The organism is Paracandidimonas soli, assembly GCF_004342005.1.
Lineage (GTDB): Bacteria > Pseudomonadota > Gammaproteobacteria > Burkholderiales > Burkholderiaceae_B > Paracandidimonas > Paracandidimonas soli.
In genome coordinates this window covers 248050-265760 of the sequence record NZ_SMBX01000003.1, presented here as the reverse complement: position 1 = coordinate 265760, position 17711 = coordinate 248050, and the positions used below count along the sequence as shown (strand labels likewise).

General features: G+C 64.0%; 16 protein-coding genes. 6 read left to right on the top strand and 10 right to left on the bottom strand.

The features are described from left to right. Positions 1-169: 169 nt before the first annotated feature. Positions 170-1066: a LysR family transcriptional regulator gene (locus EV686_RS08260; protein ID WP_165972546.1), complete on the bottom strand. Its 897-nt coding sequence runs from the start codon at positions 1064-1066 to the stop codon at positions 170-172. A 135-nt stretch (positions 1067-1201) separates the two neighbouring features. On the opposite strand from EV686_RS08260, the gene EV686_RS08255 reads away from it, so the two are divergent. Continuing rightward, the gene (locus EV686_RS08255) at positions 1202-2488 is read left to right on the top strand and encodes an amidase (RefSeq protein WP_132475481.1); all 1287 of its coding nucleotides are present in this window, start codon (positions 1202-1204) and stop codon (positions 2486-2488) included. 20 nt (positions 2489-2508) lie between these two features. Continuing rightward, positions 2509-3492 (top strand): Bug family tripartite tricarboxylate transporter substrate binding protein, encoded by a 984-nt coding sequence (locus EV686_RS08250; RefSeq protein ID WP_243650798.1) that lies wholly within the window; start codon positions 2509-2511, stop codon positions 3490-3492. A gap of 97 nt (positions 3493-3589) precedes the next feature. Here EV686_RS08250 and mnmC read toward each other — a convergent pair whose 3' ends face one another. Beyond that, the gene (mnmC, locus tag EV686_RS08245) at positions 3590-5452 is read right to left on the bottom strand and encodes a bifunctional tRNA (5-methylaminomethyl-2-thiouridine)(34)-methyltransferase MnmC2/FAD-dependent 5-carboxymethylaminomethyl-2-thiouridine(34) oxidoreductase MnmC1 (protein ID WP_132475478.1); all 1863 of its coding nucleotides are present in this window, start codon (positions 5450-5452) and stop codon (positions 3590-3592) included. Between the two features lie 128 nt (positions 5453-5580). Between mnmC and EV686_RS08240 the strand changes: the two genes are divergently transcribed. The 3 genes from EV686_RS08240 (at position 5581) to mgtE (ending at position 9324) form a co-directional block, all read left to right on the top strand. Next, positions 5581-6438: an inositol monophosphatase family protein gene (locus tag EV686_RS08240; protein ID WP_132475475.1), complete on the top strand. Its 858-nt coding sequence runs from the start codon at positions 5581-5583 to the stop codon at positions 6436-6438. A 132-nt stretch (positions 6439-6570) separates the two neighbouring features. After that, positions 6571-7773 carry a M20 aminoacylase family protein gene (locus tag EV686_RS08235; RefSeq protein ID WP_132475472.1) on the top strand — a complete coding sequence of 401 codons (1203 nt, stop codon included), beginning with the start codon at positions 6571-6573 and terminating at the stop codon, positions 7771-7773. A gap of 69 nt (positions 7774-7842) precedes the next feature. Beyond that, positions 7843-9324 (top strand): magnesium transporter, encoded by a 1482-nt coding sequence (mgtE, locus tag EV686_RS08230; protein ID WP_132475469.1) that lies wholly within the window; start codon positions 7843-7845, stop codon positions 9322-9324. A gap of 36 nt (positions 9325-9360) precedes the next feature. Here the strand turns inward: mgtE and EV686_RS08225 are convergent, their stop codons facing one another. The 4 genes from EV686_RS08225 to phaP form a co-directional block, all read right to left on the bottom strand. Next, positions 9361-9654, bottom strand: a complete 294-nt coding sequence (locus tag EV686_RS08225; protein WP_132475466.1) for a Txe/YoeB family addiction module toxin — start codon at positions 9652-9654, stop codon at positions 9361-9363. Beyond that, positions 9596-9904 (bottom strand): type II toxin-antitoxin system Phd/YefM family antitoxin, encoded by a 309-nt coding sequence (locus EV686_RS08220; protein ID WP_132475463.1) that lies wholly within the window; start codon positions 9902-9904, stop codon positions 9596-9598. The genes EV686_RS08225 and EV686_RS08220 overlap by 59 nt, the downstream gene beginning before the upstream one ends. Positions 9905-10021: 117 nt before the next feature. After that, positions 10022-11092, bottom strand: a complete 1071-nt coding sequence (locus tag EV686_RS08215) for a LysR family transcriptional regulator (RefSeq protein WP_132475460.1) — start codon at positions 11090-11092, stop codon at positions 10022-10024. A 333-nt stretch (positions 11093-11425) separates the two neighbouring features. Then, positions 11426-12010, bottom strand: a complete 585-nt coding sequence (phaP, locus tag EV686_RS08210; protein WP_132475457.1) for a TIGR01841 family phasin — start codon at positions 12008-12010, stop codon at positions 11426-11428. Between the two features lie 498 nt (positions 12011-12508). Here phaP and EV686_RS08205 point away from each other — a divergent pair, with 498 nt between their 5' ends. Then, positions 12509-13489, top strand: coding sequence for a tripartite tricarboxylate transporter substrate binding protein BugD (locus tag EV686_RS08205; protein WP_132475454.1), 981 nt, complete (start codon positions 12509-12511; stop codon positions 13487-13489). 203 nt (positions 13490-13692) lie between these two features. Here the strand turns inward: EV686_RS08205 and EV686_RS08200 are convergent, their stop codons facing one another. From EV686_RS08200 to iscB, 4 genes are all read right to left on the bottom strand, one after another. Further along, complete coding sequence (locus tag EV686_RS08200) at positions 13693-14508, bottom strand: IclR family transcriptional regulator (protein ID WP_132475451.1); 816 nt, start codon at positions 14506-14508, stop codon at positions 13693-13695. 129 nt (positions 14509-14637) lie between these two features. After that, entirely contained in the window at positions 14638-15450 is an 813-nt protein-coding gene (locus EV686_RS08195; protein ID WP_132475448.1) for a competence/damage-inducible protein A, read from the bottom strand. Then, positions 15447-16262: an EI24 domain-containing protein gene (locus EV686_RS08190; protein WP_132475445.1), complete on the bottom strand. Its 816-nt coding sequence runs from the start codon at positions 16260-16262 to the stop codon at positions 15447-15449. Before EV686_RS08190 ends, EV686_RS08195 begins: the two co-directional genes overlap by 4 nt. A gap of 55 nt (positions 16263-16317) precedes the next feature. Then, positions 16318-17658 (bottom strand): RNA-guided endonuclease IscB, encoded by a 1341-nt coding sequence (gene iscB, locus EV686_RS08185; protein WP_132475442.1) that lies wholly within the window; start codon positions 17656-17658, stop codon positions 16318-16320. Positions 17659-17711 lie beyond the last annotated feature (53 nt).

Here is a 17711-nt window from a genome sequence, read left to right as displayed (position 1 = left end):
GGGCGTATGCCCAATCATTCAAAAAGCGTTATTTTGACGTATCTGAGCCATAAAATAAAATCGTTCCCTCCCGGAGCCCTCCCCGGACCGCGATATTTCGCCCGCACATCCTGTTTCCAGCGCTCCGTTTTCCCGCCATTTCGGGCTCCAGCGCATGCCCGCTGGCGCTCTACGCCATGGGCTGTCCATCGCGATCCGCCTCCTGTCGCCGGGCAAGCAGTGCGCCCATCAACGCCAACGCGGCCGGATGCCGCCCGCGCGCCGGCCGCGCCACGACGATCTGCGCCATCGGGCCGGTCGCAGGCTCGATGGCATGGAAATGCAATGTATCGGATCGGACATGCATCATGGACTGCGGCACGATCGCCGCTCCGACCCCCGCTTCCACCAGGGTGAGGATGGAAGGCAGGCGGCTGGTCTGCACGATGCGCGCCCCGGATGCGGCTCCTGCCAGAAGCTGCTCCAGCAGGCCGTGCAGATAAGGCGAATATGTTTTGTCGTAGCCGACCAGGGGATGGCGCAGCACCTGGCCAAGCGTGACGCGGCTGCCTGCATACGCATTCTCGCGCCGTGTGATGAATACCAGGGGCTCATTGTGCACGACCGTCATTTCGACCGACTCGTGCGCGGCCACCGGCCGCATCAGCGCGATATCCACGCGGCCATAGCGCAATTCCTCCGACAGCAGCACGGAGTCCATCTCGCGCAGATCCAGCGCGATATTGGGATGGGCGTGACGGAACGCATGCAGCACTTCCACCAGCGATGAACACGCGGCGCTTGGCGTGATTCCGATCGACAGCGCGCCGCCCTCGCCGCGCGCCAGCTCGCGCACACTGTCCAGCATATAGCCAAGATCGCCGGTGAGCCTGCGCGCATGCTCGTACATCAAAGCGCCCGCCGGAGTCAGGCGCACCGAACGCGTCGTACGGACGAACAGCGCCGTCCCCACCAGATCCTCCAGTTGCCGGATGCGCCGGCTCAGCGGAGGCTGGCTCATGCAGAGACGTTCGGCGGCGCGCGCGAAATTCAGCTCCTCGGCAACGGCGCAGAACGCAGCCAGCATGGCGCCATCCATTTTTATTATTTCTGATATTGACATAATCAAAGCCGCATTTTGCATTGGACTGATATCAATACCAACCATAACATACCTGCAGGCAAGAACAACGCGCAAGATGCGCAGGCAAGGCTGAATACGATGACGATGCAACTTCTGGAGCCCGGCACGCCGGGCGTCCCTCCTTTTCCGAGCGACCGCAGTCCGTGGAACCTGGCTCCCTCTCATGCGCTGGAGCACGCATTGGCGCTGATCCGCCGGAAAGAAACCGCCGTGCAGGCCTGGGCCCTGCTGGCCGACCCCGGCACACTGCCCGCGCCCGAGGAGCGAAGCGGGCCCTTGGCGGGGATCCCCTTCGGCGTCAAGGACGTCATCGACGTCGCCGGCCTGCCGACCCGCTGCGGATCGACCGCGAGCGATGACAGGCCCGCCCTGTTCCATGCCGCATCGGTGGACATGCTGGTGAATGCGGGAGCCATTCCGCTGGGCAAGACCGTCACCGCCGAATATGCCTTCCGACACCCGGGGCCTACGCGCAACCCGTGGAATCCGGCGCATACGCCGGGAGGCTCGTCGAGCGGCTCCGCCGCAGCCGTCGCCGCGGGCATGGTGCCGTTTGCATTGAGCACGCAGACGGGCGGCTCCATCATCCGGCCCGCCGCCTACTGCGGCGTACCGGGATTCAAGCCCTCGTATGGCGCGCTGAGCCGCGAAGGCATGCAGCTCACCAGCGAATCGCTGGATACGCTGGGATGGCATGCCGCCGACATGGACTGGGTGGAACGCTGCGCCGACATCCTGCTGCCCGCGGCGCCGGCCGCGCCGGCGCGGCCGCTCGAGCAATGCCGCATCGCCATCATCGACATGTCCCCGGAGGCCGTGCTCGAACCAGAAGGCCGCATGGCGATGGACCAGGCCGTCGACGCGCTGCGCCGCGCCGGCGCGGACTGTGTCGCGCACGACGCATCGCGTGAACTGGAAATGCTGGCACGCGCGCATGCCGCCATCATGAAATACGAATTCGCCCGCAACCTCGCTCCCGTGGCGCGCACCCGTCCAGACGGTCTGACGCCCTCCCTGCTGCAAAACGTGGAGGAAGGCTGGAACGTCCCGTCCCCCCTCTATCGCGAGATGTGCGCCCTGCAGCATGAAATGCGCACGCACTGGAAAGCCCTGAGCGGCGGCGCGGACTATATCCTTACGCCGCCGGCGGCGGGGCCGGCTCCCACAGGCCATGCCTTCACCGGCGCGCCGGCCTTCAACAAATGCTGGACGGTCCTGGGCTGGCCGTGCCTGCACATTCCGGTGCGAACCGGCGCCGGCGGCCTGCCCACGGGTGTGCAACTGATCGGCCCGTGGAATGAGGATTTTTCCCTGATCTCACTGGGCAAACAGCTGGAAGCGCTGCTTGCCCAAACCCAACCCTGACTACCAAGGAGACATACACAATGAAAAAGCTGGCATCCACCTTCATGCGCCGCACTGCGGCGATCTGCCTAGCCGCCGGCGTCCTGGGAGCGCAAGCTGCCGCAGCATCCTATCCCAAGGGGCCGGTCACCGTCGTGACGCCCACGGCGGCGGGGGGCGGCACCGACATCGTGGCGCGCCTGGTTGCCGACAGGATCGCGCCCCTGCTCGGACAGCCTGTCGTGGTCGACAACAAGCCGGGAGCGGGCGGCGCCATCGGCAATCAATTCATGCGTCGCGAAAAGAACGACGGCCATTCCCTGTTCGTCACCGCCAACAGCAACCAGTTGATCGTGCCCTGGATCGTGAAGAACGCCGGCTTCGATCCGATCAAGGACTTTGAGCCGATTGCGGGGCTGGGCGTCGTGCCCTATGTGCTCGCGGTACATCCCTCGTTCGAGGCGAAGAACCTGCAGGAATTCCTGAAGCTGCTGAAGGAGCGGCCCGGCGAACTCTACTACGCGTCGGCCGGCGTCGGTACGCTCAATCACCTGATCCCGGAAATGCTCGCCCACGAAGTCGGCTCGAAAATGGAGCACGTGCCCTATCGCGGCGTCGCACCGGCCATGGCGGACGTGCTGGGAGGACAGGTTCCCGTGCTGTTCGGCAGCCTGTCCTCCGTCCTGGAAAACATCAGGGCGGGCAAGCTCCGCGCCCTAGGCGTCACCAGCGAACAGCGCCTCGACCTGTTGCCGGACGTGCCTGCCATCGCCGAGGAGGTTCCGGGCTTCAAGGCGGAAATGTGGGTGGCGATGTACGCCCCGGCCGGCACGCCCAAGGACATTGTCGAGCAGTTGTCCGGCACCGTGCGCAAGGCGCTGGACAATCCGGAGACGGAAGAACGGTTCGCGCAGCAGGGCATGCGCCTGATGAAGGTCGACTCCGCGGAGCTTGCGAAACTCCAGGAAGAGGAATACGCGCTCTGGGGCGAAGTCGTGAAGAGCTCCGGCGCCAGCGTGGACTGACCAGGAAAGCCTCCCCGCCGCTGCCTTGGCATTCGCCACGTCGGCAATGGCGGGAGGCTCCCGTCGGGAGCGCGGGGATGCGTTCTCCAGCTTGCAGTCAGCGCGGCGCGATCCTACGCAGCAGCTCGCGTTCCAGCGGCATCGGCTCCGCCGCGATATCGGCGGCAATGATTTCCGCAGCAAGCGGGGCCCACGACAGGCCGCGCGATCCGAATCCGCAACTCAGCCATACGCCGTCCATGCCCGGCATGCGCCCGACGGCAGGCAGATGATCCGCCAGCGCCGCGCGCCAGCCCGCCCAGCCCTTTTCGGGCATCAGGCGGCCGGCCAGGGCTCCGGCGGTCAGGCCACTGAGCACCGACAGTTTTTCCAGGATTTCCCGATGCCCCCGCACGCTGACGCCGGGGGCTTCGCCCGGCTCCGCATACGTGCTGCCGGCCACGCAGGTTCCGCCGTCGGCGGGCAGCCAATAGCCGTTGCCGGCGAGAATCACGTTGGGCGACGGCTCGTCCGGCCCCGCGCGCAGCAGGCTGATCTGTCCCGCCAGCCGCTGGATCGCCGACAGCCTGGGCAAGGCCCTGCCTCCGGAGGCTTCCAGAAGCGCCGGGGCTTGCGCCGCATTGGCCAGGATGACGTGGCTGGCCGTCACGATTTCCTTTCCGTCATCGCCCAACAATTGCCAGGCCCCATCGGGCATGTGCCGCATGGATGCCGCCGCGACGGGGCGGCATTCCGCCGGCGACAGCAAGGCATGCACCAACGGCCCCGGTCGTACGAACCTGCCTTGCGGAAAAAAAATCCCCCCATGCCCGCCCGACAACCCGGCCTTGTCCGCCGCCTGCGCCTCGTCCAGCCATTGCGCCCATTCATGCGGCAGCTGCAATTGCCGCAAGGCGTCTTCCTTGCGCAGGGCATCTCCTGCATCGAGCGCGATTTCCAGCGTGCCGCAAGTCAGCGGACGCGCCTCGTCCGGCAAATCCCGCCAGCGTCTCCCGGCCAGCAGGACGCCAGCGCGGCTGAGCCGGGAACGCGTATCGTCGTCGGACGACAATACCGGCGACATGGCGGCGGCCAGGTGGCCGCAATGCCCCGCATGCGCGCCGTTGCGCAATACCGGATCCAGCACGACGGTCCGAATCCCGCGCAGCGCCAGCGCATGGACGGCGGCCGCGCCCGCGAACCCCGCGCCCACAACGGCCACGCGTGCGTCGGAATCGATCCGGCACGGAGCGGGACGCCCCAGATTCGGCCGCAGCGATGCTACCGTCATTTCACGCTTGCGCCCGAATCCCTGGACCTTGCCGACCAGGAAACCCGCATCGGACAAGGCCTTGCGCACCGCCACGGCGCTGCACCAGGTGGCGGCCGTGGCTCCGGCGGCGGACATGCGCACCAATTGGCCGAACAGCTCCCTGGACCACATGTCCGGGTTCCGGCCGGGCGCAAAGCCGTCCAGGAAAAAGGCATCGGCGCAGGCCTGGACCTGCGCCGCCATGCGCTGCACCGGCCCGAATGCCAGCGTCAGGCTGACAGCCCCCTCTTCAAAATCGAGCCGATGGGTGCCGGGTACGGGCAAAGGCCACGCCTGGGCCAATTGCGCGGCCAGCGCACGCACGGAAGGCTCCTCCACGCGATGCGCCAGCGCCGCCATGTCGGATGCGCGAAACGGATGCCCCTCGAACGAAACGAAATGCAGCCTGCGGCAACGCTGCGGATCGGAGCGCCAGGCCTCCCATGCCGCCAGGAAGTTGTTGCCCGTGCCGAAACCCGTCTCGCAGATGGTGAAGGCGTCGCGCGCGCGCCAGCGCTCCGGCAGACCGTTGCCCGAAAGGAACACATGCCTGGCCTGCGCCAGCGCGCCCGAGCGGGAATGATAGACGTCGCCATACTGCAGATTGACGGGAACGCCTTCGTCAAAAGCCAGTCCGGCGGGAACCAGCGGCTGGTACCGCGCGCTCATGACGCAGTATCCACGGCGGGAAGATGGACAAACAGGAAGGGTAACATTGACGCCATACGGCTAACATACAATAAATACAGAACCATGCTGGCCGCGGCCGCCGATTCCATTTCTTCTGGTAGTGAAATATGTCATCTTCCCGTCTTGCCCTCAGTCAGTACCTGGAAGCCGCCATCCAGGCAGCGCACGCCGGAGCCGCCATTCTACAGTCGTACGCCAGCCACCGGCGCAATGAACTCATCGTCGACAAGAAATCCCTGAACGACCTGGTGTCCCAGGCTGACCATGAGGCCGAAAGCGCCATTGTGCAGCACCTGCGGGAACACACTCCCGAGCTCGGCATCGTCGCGGAAGAGTCGGGCGGCGGCCATGCGGGGCTGGCAACCTGGTACATCGACCCGCTGGACGGCACCACGAACTTCCTGCACGGCATCCCCCACTATGCGGTTTCCATCGGGCTGATCGCCCATGCGGGCAGCATCGCCAGCGGCGATACCGTGCTGGCCGAGGACACGCCCGTCATCGGCGTCGTCTACGACCCCTGCCGCGAAGAACTGTTTACCGGCATGCACGGCGTCGGTTCATGGCTGAACGGCCATCGCATCCAGTGCAGCGCCACCGAAGACCTCGGTGAAGCCCTGCTGGCCACCGGCCTGCCGTTCCGCGATTTTTCCTTCGCGCCGGAATACATGCCCACCCTGGACGCCGCCATCCGCCAGTCGCGCGGCGTACGCCGCATGGGCTCGGCCGCGCTGGATCTGGCATGGGTGGCCTGCGGCCGCTTCGACGGATACTGGGAAATGGGCCTGGCGCCATGGGACGTGGCGGCGGGCACTGTTCTGGTGCGTGAGGCCAAGGGCATTGCCGAAGACCTGCGCGAGCAGGCGGGCTGGCCCGCCAAAGGCAATATCCGCGCGGGAAACGCCGGTATCGCCGCGGCGCTCGGCGATATGGTCCGCCCCCACCTGAAGACTGCGGGCGCCTGAAGCCGCTCCGCCGGGGAACCCCCGCGCGGGCGTTCGGCGCTGTTTGATGCTACGCTTGCGTCCTGGCCCGAGCGAGGCGTACATCCTGTGTCCAGAGCCTGTTGACAGGCCCTGGCTGACGAGAGTTCCCCTATGAAACTGATCGAACCCATTCTGGCCTGGTCCTCGGAAATGACGGCGTTTCGCCGCGACCTCCACATGCACCCGGAGCTCGCCTTCGAGGAAGAGCGCACATCCCGGCTGGTAGCGGAAAAGCTGCAAGGCTGGGGCATTGAAACGCATACCGGCATCGGCAAGACAGGCGTGGTCGGCGTCATCAGCGGCCGTTCCGACAATGGCCGCGCCATTGGCCTGCGCGCCGACATGGACGCCCTGCCCATGCAGGAGATGAACACCTTCGGCCATGCCAGCAGGACACCCGGGAAAATGCACGCCTGCGGCCACGACGGCCACACCACCATGCTGCTGACCGCCGCCCGGTTCCTGGCGCAGGAACGCGACTTCGAAGGCACGGTCTACGTCATATTCCAGCCCGCTGAAGAAGGGCTGGGCGGCGCCCGCAGCATGATCCAGGACGGCCTTTTCCAGCGCTTCCCCATGCAGGCGGTCTTTGGCATGCACAACTGGCCCGGCATGCCCGCCGGCAAGTTCGGTATCAAGGCCGGCCCCATCATGGCGTCCAGCAACCGTTTCCACATTCATGTGCAAGGGCGCGGCGCCCATGCCGCCATGCCCAATCTGGGCCTGGATCCCGTCATGGCGGCGGTCCAGGTGGCGCAGGCACTGCAAAGCGTCGTCAGCCGCAACCTCGATCCGCTGGAACCGGCCGTTCTCAGCGTGACCCAGATCCATGGCGGCTCGGCCGACAACGTCATCCCTACCGAAGCCAGCCTGCGCGGCACCGTGCGCACATTCAGCGACGCCACCCTGGACATGATCGAGTCCCGGCTGCGCGACATCGCCCGCCTGACCTGCGAAGCGCTGGGCTGTACGGCGGAAATCACATTCGACCGCGAATACCCGCCCACCCTCAACGACGACGCCGAAACCCGGTTCTGCGCGCAGCTGCTGCTGGAGCTTGCCGGCGAACGCAATGTGGACCAGGCCATACAGCCGTCCATGGGCGCCGAGGATTTCTCCTTCATGCTGCGCGAGATCCCGGGGTGCTACATCTGGGTCGGCAACGGCACGGGAGACCACCGGGAGGAAGGCTACGGCCCAGGCCCGTGCACACTGCACAATGGCAGCTACGATTTCAATGACGCATTGATTCCGCTGGGCGCCAGCTACTGGGTCGAGCTGGCGCGCCGCCGCCTGGCTGCCGACCCGGCCTGAACCACACAGTCCCGCGTCGCCACCGATGCGCAGCACACACCGCGCCAACTGCCACAGCCCTGATCGCCTATGAATCAACCCTCCTCCGTCAAGCCCGAAAACGTCGCCATCACGATCCCTCGCCGTCTCGACGCCGAGGACGCGCAGCTGGCGCTGCAAAAGCTCCAGACCATCCTGAAGCGCCATGAGGTGATAGAGGAGCTCGCCCACAGGCAATACGAAGACCAGGAGCGCTCCAACCTGCTGGAAGGGCTGTTGCATCGGCAGCACGAAAACGAGATCAAGGCCATCGTCAACGGCCTGCATCCGTCCGACATCGCCTTCATCCTGGAGTCCCTGCCTGTCGCCGAACGCAAGGTCGTCTGGCAACTGGTGGATCCCGAGCACGATGCCGATGTGCTGCTGGAGGTCGAGGACTGGGTCCGCGAATCGCTGATCGAATCCATGGATCACGAGGACCTGGTCGCGGCGACCGGCGCCATGGATGCGGACGAAATCGCCGACCTGGTGCCCGATCTGCCCCCGGACGTCATCGCCGAAGTACAGAAAGGGCTGACCGACGCGGAGCGCGCGCAACTGATCGCGGCCATGGGCTACCCGGAAGACACCGTGGGCGCCATCATGGACTTCGACATGGTGCGCGTGCGCGAGGACGTGACCCTGGAAGTCGTGCTGCGCTATCTGCGCCGGCTCCACGAACTGCCCGACCACACCGACCAGGTATTCGTGGTGGACCGGGAGGACAAGCTGCGCGGCACGCTGTCGCTGACGCGGCTGCTGGTCAGCGACCCCGAGAGCCTGGTGTCCGACGTCATGTCGACCGACTACCTGGCGCTGTCTCCACTGGATTCCGACGCGGAAGCCGCCGGCGCGTTCGAGCGATATGACCTAGTGTCCGCCCCCGTGACGGACGACCTGGGCCGGCTGATCGGCCGCGTCACCATCGACGAGGTCGTGGACGTCATCCAGGAAGACTCCCAGGAACAGGAACTGTCGCGCGCCGGCCTTCAGGAAGAGGATATCTTCGCACCCGTCGTCAGCGCCCTGCGCAACCGCGCACCCTGGCTGCTGATCAACCTTTGCACGGCCGCCGTGGCGTCGCTGGTCGCCTCCCGCTTCGAGGATACGGTCAGCCACATCGTCATCCTGGCGTTTCTCATGTCCATCGTCGCCGGCATCGGCGGCAACTCGGGCAACCAGACCATGACCATGATCATCCGCGCCCTGGCTGTCGGACGCGTCACGGGCCGCAATGTCTGGCAACTGGTCAAGCGCGAACTGCTGGTCACCTTCATGGTGGGCATGTGCGGCAGCCTGGTGGCCGGACTCTTTGCCTGGATCATCTCCGGTTCACTCGCCATCGCGCTTGTCATGATGGCGGCCATGATCGGCAATATGCTCATCGGCGCCGCGCTGGGCGTAATGATCCCCATCCTGCGCGACCGCTTCGGCAACGACCCCGCCGTCGGCTCCTCGGTCCTGCTGACCTTTGCCACGGATTCGCTGGGCTTCTTCATTTTTCTGGGACTGGCCACGCTGTTCCTGGTGTAAGAAGCTGCGCGGAGCCATATGCAGGATTAGCACGCCTCAGTAATGATATAGGCACTGGATGATGTAAAGATTGCCGTCTTCCGCCAGATAGACCAGGCGGTGCTCTCTGTCGATGCGTCTTGACCAGTACCCGGACAATGTCCCCTTCAACGGCTCCGGCTTGCCCATGCCCAAGAAGGGGTGTCTTTGGCAGTCCTCTATAAGCGCATTGATCCGCCCGACTTTCTCCCGGTCGGTTTTCAGCCAGTATCGGTACTCATCCCAGGCATGCTCAGTCCAGCATATCAGCCCTTGCTTCGCTGCCGATTTGTTCTTTTGTTTCTGCTGCATCGGTGACAAGGTTCCTGCTCGCTATGCGCCCCGCGTTCAGTTGCTGGATGCTTTCCTGCAAGCGCCGCGCGTTTTTCTGACTACTCAACAAGTGCAGAGTTTCCGACATGCTGTTGTAGTCCGCAAGCGACAGTATGACAACATGATCACCACGCAACCTCGTGATCACCGCAGGCTCATGATCTGCGCAAACGTCGTCCATCACCTGCTTGAGGCCGGCACGCGCCTCGCTGAATGTCAAAACGTTCATGGATACATCCCCACCTTACGGTTTCACGATCTAAAGAGCCTACAGCTCTTCCAAGTTCAATTCATTCATTGTACAAAATCCTGTACAAACAACAAGACAAATAAGTGCTGATTTCCTCTACGGCCGGAGCTTGTCCATCTCGCGCCCCGCGTGCGGGCCAGCTTCGCCGGAGGCCTGGCAATCCGCCGGAGCAGCCGCATGGCCCGAAGCTTCCGGCGCCATGCCCGCCGGCGCGGGCTGGCTCTGCGGCTGGGCCTCTGCCTGCGCGTCGCGCAATATGCCCAGGAACAGCTGGGCCGCGGCCGAAAGCACGGCGGACTTGCGCTTGACCAGCGCATAGGACAGCCTGCGGGATTCGATTTCCAGCGGCAGGCGCACGGCCATGCCCAGCTTCATGCCGAACTTGGCGATCCGGTAAGGCGTCTGGGCCACCAGCGCAGTGTTTTCATGCACCAGGTACAGCCGCGACAGGGCGGACGATGTCTCGATCAGGCTGGACGGAAAATCCAGCCCGGCCTGCGCGAATGCACGCTCCAGCTCGATACGCATGGGCATGCCCGCCGGATAGACCACCCAGCGCAGGCCCGCCAGGTCCCGCAGCGCGACCGACGGCTGGCTGCATAGCGCATGGCGCGGATTGACGATCAGCGCCATCTGCTCGCCGAACTCCTCCAGGCTCTGATACTTCTGTTCGTGCTGGCTGACCGCGGTGCGGCAGAACACCAGCTCCAGCCGTCCTTCGTCCAGATGGCCCAGCAGTTGATCGCTGGTGCCTTCGATGATGGACACATCCACTTCGGGATGCGCCACGCTGAGCCTGGACAGCAGCGAAGACACGTAGGGAATGGCGCCGCTGATCGCTCCCACGGCCAGGCGGCCTCCCGTTCCCTGGCGGATGCTCGCGAACTCTTCGCGCATATGGTAGAGGTCGCTGTGGATCAGGCGCGCATAGCGCGTGACGCAGCGGCCGAACTCATTGGGCGTCAGTCCCTGTGCCGTGCGCTCGAACAGCTTGGTGCCGAACAGGGCCTCCAGTTCGTTCAGCGCCTTCGTGGCTCCCGGCTGGCTGATGCCCAAATGGTCGGCCGCTCGATTCAGCGTGCTGTGCTCTTCCAGCGCGATCAGCAGCATCAGCTGACGCAGCCGCAGCCGGGAAAGAATCGTATGGACGGGGACAAGAGGTTGCATGGATAGGACCGGTTCGGTGCATGACTACGACATTGTATGCCGCCCCTAGATAAAAGAGACAACCCCCACGCTGCGCCTCCGGCTTGCGCCCCACCGCGCGGCTTGCAAGCCGCTTGGATTCGCCAGGCACAGGACAGTCCGCAGTGGACTGTCCTGGGTCCGGGCTCATCCCCAAGGGGGCGCCTTTATACCTAGGGGCGGCCCAGCGGTAAAAGAGAAAAACCCCGGACTCTTGTGGTGAGCACGGGGTTTTGCGGATTCGGAGCCCGCTGTCGCGGGATCCTTCGCCTGCCGTCGGGCAGATGCGGCGGCTGGCGCCGCGCCGGACGGATATCAGGCGGCGCTGCCGCGGCGGGTACGCGTCGTGGGCTTGACGGCCACGGCTTCGGCGGCGTCGGTCGCAGCCTTGATCGTGGCGTTGGCGGCGGCGGTCAGGTTCGACTCGGCGGCATCCGTTGCCTGCTTGGCGGCCTTGGAGACGGACTCGTAGGCGTTGGTAGCGGTTGCCAGCGACGACTTCAGCAGGGAAACCGCGCCTTCGGAGCCGGCAGGAGCCGTGCGGGCGAACTGCTCGATGGCGTCGGACAGCTGCTTCTGCACTTGCGCAGCCTGGGTTTCGTTGAGCTTGGAAAGATCGGCCTGCAGACCCGACAGGATGTCGTAGACATGCTTGCCGTAGGCCAGGGCCTTTTCCGTGCCGGGCTGCACCAGGCCGGACGTGAATGCCAGGGTTTCCTGGGCATCCTTCAGCTCGGAGGCTTCCAGGGACTTCTGGGACATTTCTTCCAGCGAAGCGCGGACGACCTTCAGGTTCAGGTCGACCAGCTTTTCGAAGCCGTTGAAGAACGAGGTTTGCACTGCCAGGAATTGGTCCAGCGAAGCTTTCTGGCTGGCCAGGATTTGGGGAATTGCGCTCATGATGATTCCTTTTTTACAGGCCGGACACAGACCGGCGCTTGATTGAACAGAGAGGTGGAATGGGCGAAGGCCTGGTGAATCATCCGCCTTGCGGCGCTTATCGACGCGCCGGCAAGACTGCCTGGTACAACTGCCATGCAACGGCACAGCCTTCGTTTTGCTGCATTGCACAAAAACAAATTTAACCGCCGACAAAGCGTATGTCAAGCAATTTTGCTGCAATGCAACAAAATTGGCGGAATGCTGGAAACCAAAGGCTTGATATACATCAAAAACCATATTTGCCACAGGGCCGAATCCGGGTAAACCTGAAAGGCATATGCCGCGCTTTTCCCGTAGACTTTTCATATGGCGGGACATCAATACCCTGTTGCACCGCCAGATGATCGATAGCACCAGATCGGCCCATACGGCCGATGCAGTCCGGCGGCGCTGCGGTTCCAATGCGCCCCGCCAACAATAAAGCTCTTACAAAGAACTCGATTTCTCGGAGACCCAATGAAACGCTACCTCAAATCCTTTGCCCCTCTGATTGCCGCAGGCACTCTGCTCGCCGCGCCTGCGCATGCAGACGACAAATACCCCGACCACCCCATCAATATGGTGGTTCCGTTTTCCGCGGGCGGTCCTACCGACAACGTGGCCCGTTCGCTGGCCGAAGCCATGCGCCAGTCACTCGGGGAAACCGTCGTCGTCGAGAACAAGGGCGGAGCCGGCGGTACCATCGGTATCAGCCAAGTGGCGCGCGCCAAGCCGGACGGCTACAACGTCCTGTTGATGCACATTGGCTTCACGACATCGCCGTCGCTGTACAAGTCTCCCGGCTTTGATCCTCAGAAGAGCTTCCAGCCTCTGGGCCTGGTGGTCGATGTTCCCATGACCATCATCGCCCGCAGCGACTTCCCGGCCAACAACATCCAGGAACTGGTCGAGTACGTCAAGGCCAACGCCGACAAGGTGTCCCTGGCCAACGCCGGCATTGGCGCCGCCAGCCACCTGTGCGGCACCATGTTCATGCAGGCGCTCGGCGTCGATCTGCTGACCATCCCCTACAAGGGCACCGGTCCCGCCATGAACGACCTGCTCGGCAAGCAAGTCGATTTCATGTGCGACCAGACGACCAACACCACCCAGCACATCAAGGCCGGCACTGTGAAGGCCTATGCTGTCACCAGCAACGAGCGCGTCCCGACCCTGCCTGACCTGCCCACGTTGCAGGAGTCCGGCTTCAAGGACTTCCAGGTCGGCATCTGGCACGGCCTCTGGGCTCCCGCCGGCACGCCCAAGCCCGTCACCGACAAGCTCGTGAAGGCGCTGCAGGACGGCATGGCCAATGAAGCATTCAAGGAGCGCATGGCGGGCCTGGGAGCCAACGTACTGAACGACCAGGCCAACCCGGAAGCGCTGGCAAAACATGTTGACCAGCAATTGCCGCTGTGGAAGGAAGTCTTCCGCAAGGCAGGCGTGGAACCGCAATAAGCCCGGCACAAGGCGCCATGCGATACGCCTGACGTCCTTCCCTTCATGCAAGGCAGCCTTTCGCTGCCGCACGTACCGCCCCCTGAAATCCGGAACAGCATCCGGATCGCAGGGGGCGAATTCAATGAAGAAGATGGGCGATATGATTCCAGCAAGCCGGGAGAGACGGCTGGCGCGGGAAAATCCAGGCTCGATACGGAGCTCTAGGCCGTCACGCCGGACTCATGGCCAAGCGCAGCGGAAATCTCGTGCGCCGTGGATATCAGCAAAGGGATCCATTCGTCGCGCATGCGTTCCGCCGGCGCGGAAATGGACAGCCCCGCCTGCAGCTTGCCGGTATCGTCGAACAGCCCGGCGGCAATGCAGCGCACACCCAGTTCCAGCTCTTCGTTGTCGCGCGAATAGCCCAGGCGCCTGACCTGGGCCAGGTCGCGCTCCAGCTGATCGACCTGGGTAATGCTGTTGCGCGTGGTGCCAGGCAGGCCGGTGCGCACGGCATAGGCCCGCACCTGCCTGGGATCGGAAACCGACAGGAAAAGCTTGCCCGACGAGGTCAGATGCAGAGGCGCCCGGCCGCCCACCGCACGCACCACCTGCATGCCCGAGCGCTCATTCCAGGCGCGCTCGATATAGACGATCTCGTCGCCCTGCTGGATGGCCAGATTGACGGTCTGCCCCGTTTTCCTGTGCAGCTCGCGTATGAAATCGAGCGCCACGTCCCGCACGTTCAGCCTGCCCTTGACCAGCGAACCAAGCTCCAGCAGCCGCATGCCGAGCTGGTACATGCCGCTGTCGACGCGTTCGACATAACGCCCGACCACGAGATCGTTCAGGATGCGGTGAGTGGTGGAGGCATGCAGCCCGGTGGCGGCCGCCAGATCCTTGAGTGCGACGGGCTCGGAGTGCTTGGCCAGGATATCCAGCAACAGCATGGCCCGCTCCAGGACCTGGATCGTGATGGGCGGCGACATGCTTTTCTGCGTATCGCCGGAACGCGGCATACCTGCTGTATTGTTCATGGCATTATTATTGTGCGTTGCGTCAATTCCATGATATGAAAAAACATGCGGACTGACAAGTATCGCCCGCATGGTTTGTATACGCGCACCGCATGCCGCCGGATGCCCCGGCGCTTCCGTCCGTCCCGTTTACTGCGCCGGCGGCGTCAGTTGTCCGCCCAGGCGCACGACCTCCTCGCGCAGATAGGTCAATGCCTGCATGGCGGCATCCGGCTCGCCCTTGACGCCCAGGTCGATATGCGGAACGCCGCCGTCCCCCATGCTGGGCAGACTGAAGGCCTTCACCCCCGGCCAGCGCTGCTCGAGCGACTCCAGTGCGGGTGTAATGCGCGACTCAGGCATATTGAACACCAGGAAGGAATGCTCGACCCGCACCACCTCGTGATGCAGATGGCGATAACGCGCATCCAGCGTCCACTCCATCATGGGCCATGCCATCACCGGGAATCCCGGCATGAACGTGTGATTGCGGATAAAGAAGCCCGGAATCTTGTTGTAAGGGTTGGGCACGATCTCCGCCCCTTTGGGGAAGACCCCCATCTGCAAGCGCTGCTTGTTTTCCGGTAGGGACATGTCGGCACTGCCCTGCCCCTTGCGGGCATTGTCGGCGCAGCGCTCGGCAATCAACCTGGCAGCTTCCGGGTGCAGCTCCAGCTCGACGCCCAACGCCTCGGCCGCCGCCTGCCGCGTCTGGTCGTCGGGCGTGGCGCCAATGCCTCCGCAACAGAAAACGGCATCGTCCGTGGCAAAACTGCGCCGCAGGACGGCAACGATGTCTTCGCGCGCGTCAGACACGAATTCGGCCCCGGACAACTGCATGCCCCGCTGGCCCAGCAGCTCGATCAGCTTGGAAAAATGCTTGTCCTGCCGCCGCCCGGAAAGGATCTCGTCGCCGATGGCGATCAGGCGAACCTTTGTCGGGGCGTGAAGCTGTTGCGTCATGTCTTGTGTTCCAAAATGAGGGTATCCACGCCTGCCGCCGCATGGCGCCGCAACTGCCGCAGCGCCTCCAGGCTGAAGTGCACGAACACCAGGGCAGAATAAACCGGCAGCACCAGCCATGCCGGGGGAAACAGGTTCATCAGCGCCAGGCACAGGCCGATCAGCCACAGCTGCCGGTTGTGGCGCTTCCACAATATTCTGCGCTCGTGCGCGCTGGCATGTTCCACCACGGCATCGAAACGCATGATGCGCGTGAAGGCGTAAGTCCACCACCACACCGAAAGCACGATAGGCAGCGGAGGAATCAGCCAGAGCGGCAGGGTCAGGACCCAGCCGATGCAGAACACAGTGCCCACCCAGATGGCGTTCCACACGCCGACGGCGCTCAGGAACTTGCCCTGGCGCTCGACATCGGCATAGTCCCTGCGTCCGACATGATTCAGGACGATGGGCATGACGAATACCGCCGCCACGATCAGGCCCAGGATGCCGGACAAAGGCAGCAGGATGAACGCCGCCAGCAGCGGCGCCAGATACAGCTTGAGCGAAAACAGGCCGACCGCCACCATCCATTGCTCCATGGTATTGATCAGGCCGAAGTCCAGCGCCTGGGTTTCCAGCCAGTCGGTCAGCGGCGTCCAGAACATCCATATCAGGACGATGGCGCCGACGAACGCGATCAGGAACGGCAGAAACATGGCCAGCAGCATTCTGGGCTGCAATTGCGAGGCCAGCGCGCGCCGGAACGCCGTAGCAACTGCGGAAATCCCGGACGGGGCCGAGGCGGGAACGGCAACTGGGTAATCGTTCATCAGTTTTGCGCGAGAAACCTCGGCGTTCAGGCCGGGGAGGGCTAGCGCGGCGCGTTCAATGCGCCCCTGTTCTCGCTGCCTCCTGCTCAAGTTGGGCGCTATCGAATCGAGATTGGGTATAGGCGTAGCCATCCGCTCGCTGAATAATTCGGCAATGCCGATGGCTGATGCCCTGAATCACGCCGTCTGGCGTCCGAATGTTGAAACTGCCGGTTTTACGCACGGCTACACGCCCGCGATGCATCCCCGCTTTTTTGCCCGCGGGCACGTTGGCCAGTACCTGGTCGCCAGTCTGGAAACCGAAATGCTGTTTCTGCCGGGTCAGATAGCCGCGCGGGAAGCCGCTCGCCGTCAGCCGAGTGCGTTGGTAGTCGCCGCGCCCAGTGGCTTTGATGGTGAGCGTGGGCCGCTGCCAGCCCTTTACGGCTTGCACATCACCAACGCAGACGGCATCGAGCGTATGAGCTTTCGGGATGCCGAGACGGCGGCGGTTGTACTTGGTCTGTGCCCCGGTGCCGGTAGCCAGCGCCAGGCCGGTGTGCAGCAGGGCGCCGAGTAAAGCGTTGCGCGTTGCGTTGACGGCGGCAGCATCACGCAGAGGGGCTTTGGCCCTGACCTTGATCCGGGCCAGCACCTGCGGTTTGTTCTTCAGGAACCGCTCGACCGGCTGACTGCCCTTGCGTTGGTTGCAAGAGCGGCAGGCCAGGGTCAGGTTCGAGACGCGGTTGCTCCCGCCATTGCCCCTGGCAATGATGTGCTCGATTTCCAGTGGGGTGTTTTCCGTCCCGCAGTAGGCGCAGCAACGGCCCCATTTTTCCAATAGATATTCGCGGACTTCGTAGCCTGCCAGCTCACCTTGCTGGTATTCGACGCCACTGATTTCGGGATTTTGCATCACCTGCATATCGAACTTGACCCGCTCGACGGCCAGATCGGTGATTGGCGCCCAGCGGCGCAGGCGAGTAACCCAGCCCAGCGTGGTATCCAGCCGGTGACGCAAGGACGGCGGTAGCCAGCCACTCGGTTTGGTTCTGTTGTCGAAACGGGGCGCACGATGACGCAGGTTGGCGCTGCGGCGGCGACGCCGAAAGCCAGCCCGCTGGCCCAGCGCCTTGCTGATCGCTGCGCCCCGGTGAAGCAGCTCGAACAGCGACAACACGCTGAGCCGCTGCGCCTGCTGCCGCACCAGGGCCATGCCGGTAAAGCGGCTACCCGGATCGAGCTTGAGGGTCAACGGCTGCACGTCGCTGTCAATTCGCAAACGATCCACCAGCCGGATGACAAACGGAGTCAGGCGATGCACTCGCGCACGACCACGAGCCAGCAGTAGCCTGGCTCGTTTCTCGCTGCACGGCATCAGCGCCCTGCCTTGTTTGTCCAGCACGTAGACCGCCATGCGATCCTCCTTAATTATCTGCCCTTACGGGCCTGGTGACGCAGGGCTTGCGC